The sequence below is a fragment of the Vibrio sp. ER1A genome (assembly GCF_000733315.1).
GTDB lineage: Bacteria > Pseudomonadota > Gammaproteobacteria > Enterobacterales > Vibrionaceae > Vibrio > Vibrio mediterranei.
Genome location: NZ_JPJA01000022.1, coordinates 1 through 5,373, shown reverse-complemented (window position 1 = coordinate 5,373; position 5,373 = coordinate 1). Strand labels below are relative to the sequence as shown.

Here is a 5,373-nt window from a genome sequence, read left to right as displayed (position 1 = left end):
CCCCCCATCTCAGTAGGCACGGCCACGCTCCACGTCTCATTCGCCGTCACCCTTTGCGTCAGCGTCTGCACGCCATGACCATCCGCACCCAAAATCTCCACCGTCAAGAGCGCCGCCTCATTCGAGTGTCCCCCTAACGTTGGTTTCGTCACGTTGGTAACATTATCACTGTTGTCACCAGAGTCCGTCATCAGCGCTAAGTGATCCAGTACTGGCGCCGTAGCGTCCACCTCAAACTTCGGCCCCGACACAAACGCCGAGCTGTTGCCCGCCGCATCCGTCGCTTGCACGCGCCAAGTGTACTCCCCATCACCCAGCTCAGTAGGCACGGCCACGCTCCACGTCTCATTCGCCGTCACGCTTTGCGTCAGCGTCTGCACGCCATGACCATCCGCACCCAAAATCTCCACCGTCAAGAGCGCCGCCTCATTCGAGTGCCCCCCTAACGTTGGTTTCGTCACGTTGGTCACATTATCACTGTTGTCTCCAGAGTCCGTCATCAGCGTCAGTAAATTTGGTTCTTGTGGAGGAGTATTATCGACGATGAATGCACTGAAACCTGAGCTAGAACTATTGCCTGCTACATCAGAACTAAAGATTTTCCAACGGTATTCACCTTCTGGTAAATCCATATCGAGGTTTAGAGTAAAACTCCCGTCGGGATTGGCGGTTTTAGGACTACTGACATGAAAAGGATTACCACTAATAATGCCACTCGTTACCGTAAAGATTTCGACATGAACTCTACTGCCGCTCTCAGAACTTATGCCACTAAATTGAGGCTGCCCGGTCGATATTTCTATCGGGTCAGCATCATAAGCACCGTGTGTATCCATCTTGGCACTAAGAAGAATAGGAGCTACTGTATCTAATGTCAGATTCGTCGGAGGGGTAGTTTTTTCATTTCCTGCAATGTCTACTATTTTTGCAGTCCATGAGTAGGTACCTTGCTCTGTTAAAGGGTTCTTCAACGTAAGATCCCAAGTTCCATCGTTAGACACTGAAGCTGTCTGAGTTATTACATGTCCAGATGTTTGTTCCGTTATTTCAATAGTTACCTCAGAGCCAACTTCACCTCTACCGCGAAAAGTTGGCTTGTCGATATTAATAACACCATCATTATTGAGAGAACCTGTATCTGTAGCAAGTAGCGCAGTAAACTCTGAAATCGAAGTATCTAATTGAACCGTATCAGAAAGTTTTTCAGTGTTGCCGGCAACATCCGTAAACTGAACTGTCCATTTATAACTTCCTTCAAGAGACAATGGAGGTAGGGAAATATGCCAATCACCTGATTTACTCACTTCAACAGGTGTGATTTGCGCTACGGATAATGCTCTCCCAGATGGGTCTGTTAATGAAATAAGCTCAACACGCGACCCTATCTCTCCTTTCCCAGACAACTCAATATCTTTTAACTTAGTTACGTTATCATCCCTTGAACCACTATTTGATGCGTAAGCTAAGCTCGCAGATTCACCTTCATAAGATGAATCAATTGTTATGGTTTGAGTCGAAGCATTTAGCTCTTTTGTGTTGCCTGCTGCATCTGTAGCAACAATACTCCAAGTAAAAGTTCCGTCTTTTAACTGAGGAAAGTTCAACTCCCACATACCACTATCGTCTGTGACCAAAGTTGATTGGGTATCTAAAAGCGCGTCACCCTTATATAATGAAAGAGAGATCTCAGCACCTTTTTCACTAGAACCGATAAAAGTAGGACTTAACTCTTTAGTGATAAAGTCGGAATTATCAAAGCCGGTATCACTTCCTGCCTTAAGACCTATCCCCCCTAAAGTGGGCTCATGAGTATCTATCGTAACTTCCAAAGACTGAACACTAGATGTGTTACCGGCGGAATCTTTTGCAAATATACTAATTTCGTAATTACCGTCACTATCGAAAGTATGTGGAATAGCATTTACCCAATTTTCACTCTCTACCTTCCAAGACTCATACGGTAACGAAATTTCTTCACCAGTATCTTTATCTATCACAGACCATGTAATGTAACTGCCAATTTCTGCTCCGTTTCCTTTAATTGAAAGCTGTGTTTCATTAGTAATAGTGTCGTTCTTGTCGCCGCTATTTGAAGCATCAACTAATGAGATAGTGCCAACTTCCGGCGGGGTGTTATCAATTGTCAAATACTGATAATCAGACAAGCTGTTATTACCAGCTGCATCTACTGTTTCTAAGCGATAGGCAAAATCACCTTCACTAAGACTAGGAAGTGTATAATTTGCCTTTCCATCTCTCCCAATAGTGAAGTCATGCTTGTCCACTAAATTACTACTGACAACCTTACCTGAAGCGTTGTATACAAATAATGTTACTTTTGCATCGGGCTCTGAAGAAATAACAAAACTTGGGTTCAGCACATTTGTATGTACTTCATCCGAACCCGTTTTAGATAGAAGTTCGATAGTACTTGTAGGGGCAATATTATCGAATCGGAATTCACCATTGACTGTATTCGAAGTATTCCCTGCCACATCAACTGAAACTGCCGACCAGTTCCAAGTCCCTTGTTTTGTTAAAGCTGATTCAGCTGGAACTTTTATTGACCATGTCCCATCATCGTTAGCAGTAGTACTAATAGCTATAACATTTGCATCATTTCCTTGAAATAAAGATAACGATACCTGAGAGTCTTTATCAGCTACCCCAGAGAAAATCGGTCGATCAATTTTTGTGACAAGATCATGACTAGAAAAACCACTATCAGATGCAACATCTAAAGATGCCGTAAGCTCACTTTTTGTATCTATCGTAATCGATGTATCGACTTCTTGAGTGTTACCTGCAGCATCTTGTATCATAAAACGCAGATCATAAACACCATCTGCTAGTTGTTCTGGTAACGTAGCTTCCCAAGTACCTTCAGAGTTAACAGAAACCGGACCATATGTTGGTATCGCCTCATTATTATTTTGTAGAACCGAGATTGTAATCTTTGCACCAGATTCTCCAATACCACCGAAGCTAGGGGCAGAAACTCTGGTGATATTGTCGTGAGAATTACCACTATCAGATGTTAGGTCCACTGAAAAAGCAGATATATGTTTGTCTACTACGACTAACCCCCTAGCAGGAGATGCACTCAAGTTACCCGCATTATCTTCTGCTACAATAGAGTAATTGTAGTTACCTTCTGTTTCTGCGTTAACATTAAACTCATAAGTACCATCAGACTTTGAATAGACTTCCTGATCAAAATTTAATTCTTTGATAACCAATCTAACTTTTATATTTCCTTCAGTCCTCCCCGTAAACTTCAATAAAGTGTCAGATGTAATACTATCATTAGAAGAAATACCCGAATCAGAAGAGGAATCAAGTCTACCTGTAATTGATGGGCCTACGGTATCTACTGTAAATTGTATTGTGCTATGGGTAGAAGAGTTTCCGGCTTTATCTACAGCGAAAGCCGTTACTACGTAATGTGAATCTAAAAAAGTATCTTTAGGTTCGTAAGACCAGGTACCAGAGTCGTTTATTACAGTCTCTATTGGCTCTTTACCTTCAACGACAAGATGAACTATAGCACCGGGCTCACCTTTACCTAGGAAAGAGGGCAAATTATTACTTGTAAAACCTTGTGTAATTATAGTATCAGAACTAGCACCGACTTGTGCCCCAGCAAAAGAAAAATCAGGAGCTGTCTTATCTATAATTAGTTCATGAGTATTAGTTACCCTGTTACCAGCCAAGTCCTCGGATATAAACTCTACTTTATGAGGTCCCTCAGATAGGATTGAAGAAATTGTAAATAATGCCGGGGACTCACCCTTGATATCAATCTCCCGCTCTCTATCGTCAATTATTAGTTTTATTTGAGAACCTGGTTCAAAGTCTATTTTGAAAGTCGGTTTATCATCATTAGTAATCCAATCAGACTTAACGCCCGAGTCAGAGGAATCTAGCAATGAAACTTTGAAATCATTTATTGTATCTATAGAAACGTTTTTCTCAATTCTACTTTCATTACCAGCTTCATCTACCAATAAAAGAGTAAAATTATAGCTTCCATCATCTAGGTTTTCAGGAAATGTAAATGAGAATTTACCGTTTTGCGCAGAAAGAGAGTACGCTTTCTCACCAAGAAGAAGCGTGACTGTCTTTGGGTCACCTGACACTGTGCCCTCGAAAATAGGATGACTATCTTTTGTGATCACATCCCCAGAATCTAGGACGCGACTATCCTTTAACGATAATGTTCCTTCTGGCGGGATAGTATCAATTACCAATTTTTCAGTTATACTAGCATGCTCGCCTTTACTGTTAGAAGCAGCAGCAGTTACAACATATTCACCATCATCCAATTTCGTTTTTAATGGAATAATGAACTTACCAGCAGAATCGGCTACGGCAGAAACAGTTTCACCATTTACAGATATTTGGATACGGGCATTAGCTTGAGTTGTACCTTCAAAAGAAGGCTTGTTAACATTTGTAATAAAATCATCTTTGCTACCACTGTTTGAGTTAGTGGATAGACCTAACTTTAGTAATACATTAGATTTTTCATTATCGCTAGACTTCTCTTCCACAGCTTTAGCATTATTAGAAGACGAACTAGAAGTGCTAGTTGCTGGTAATTCGTCGCTACCCCTTTTTTGTCCGGTTAATTGTTCGTCGGCTGAAGGTTCTTGAGTGTCATCCTGTCCTTTCGTTAAATCCGCCGTCGCTTGTTTGACTAGGATATTGTTATTTATCTGATTTACCAATGAATTTAAAGCTTCTATACTTGAAGCGGAATCTTCTTCTTTATCCTTGTCTTGTGCTTCCTCAGCATTCTGTTTTTCCTTCTCAATTTGAGACCTCAACTCTTTAAGCTCTTCTAACTTTTGCTTGATAATTTCGAGCTGTTCTTTTTGGTCTGAACCATCGGAATCTTGAATCGTACTGCTATCCGAGGAAGGTTTTTTCTGTATAGAGTCCTTATTTGAACGAATAATTTCTGGAACTAAAACTGAAGACGCTCCTTCAATATTTACCTGACTTAAAATGTCGCCCTTTGAAAAAACTGTTCCATCGACGCCAGAAATTGAAAGTTCACCTTTAAGCAATTTTGCGACACCATCATTTATAATTTTGGTTTCGCCACTTTCGCCTTTGATTTTTATATCCAAACCTATCACTTGGACATCGTTCAAATTATTTACGTTAATTTTGTTCATCATAAATCCTGTAATATTCTGCAATTATACAAATAGCTTTAATAATTTTTTCTTATAAGTAGCAAATACTATTTGCATACTGCTTATTCGTTCATCCATTTCACACAATTTATTATTGTTTTTTATAGACTGTTTAGAAAGATCTCTAACTTCAGTGCTAATACACTCTACATCGCTAGCTATGCTATTA

The 5,373-nt window shown here is 40.5% G+C and carries 1 protein-coding gene; it reads right to left on the bottom strand.

Annotated elements, in window-relative coordinates:
- A partial coding sequence (locus HW45_RS03215) for an Ig-like domain-containing protein (RefSeq protein ID WP_038224709.1) occupies positions 1-5,183 on the bottom strand: 5,183 nt, incomplete at its 3' end.
- Between the last annotated feature and the right edge of the window lie 190 nt (positions 5,184-5,373).